The following is a 643-nucleotide window of genomic DNA, read 5'->3' as shown; positions in this document are numbered from 1 at the left end:
ATACAAATCTCCCGCTCTCGCCCGCAGGAAGAGCAGGCATTTCCATGCAACGCATCTAGTCAGGCGTAGTTCCCGATCACGCATTGCGGATCTTCGCGCTTCATAATCTATCGTTTGCACGGCTAATTTTGTCGCGGTCAGCGGCGTGATCTCCTCGATCCGTGCCTTGTCGCCGATCTCCTTCGCCATGGCCAAGGCCTTGTCTTTGTCCTTGGTGGTTAGCACCGTGCGCCAGTGCAGCTTCTCGAACACGCTGACCACATAGGTTGTTACAGGCTTATCAGGCACCGCTAAAATGTAGCGCACGCACTGTGTACGAAAGCAAGCCGGATCGCGCCTTARTTGTGGTTGTCCAACAAGAKGGCAAGCTTTCTGGCTGCGGCGCYTTCKACAATCAGTTCCTCCAGCCACATATCGCCGACGCGCGATTTGTTGACGCCACGCCTGATTACACGGAGCGCTTCAGATATCGAAACTGCGGTGGTCTTCGCGTGATCATCAAGATACCGGCCTACTGCAATCACGGCATCTGCATCGAYGTCSAWKGGCAAWTCTCGCATGGCACCCTCCCGCTGGGCCGCTGGTGCCTCGCGAAGGAATGGCCGGCGCAGGGGATGCTTGGGGAAGCGAAGCCGCACCGGCC

Annotated in this window: 1 pseudogene; it reads right to left on the bottom strand. The window is 57.4% G+C overall.

Annotated elements, in window-relative coordinates:
* Positions 1–252 (bottom strand): annotated as a pseudogene (locus tag ACXJ7R_RS35595) (hypothetical protein); the annotation flags it as partial.
* Positions 253–643 lie beyond the last annotated feature (391 nt).

It is taken from the genome of Mesorhizobium sp. P5_C1, assembly GCF_054049815.1.
This window is presented reverse-complemented; position numbering and strand designations above follow the sequence as displayed.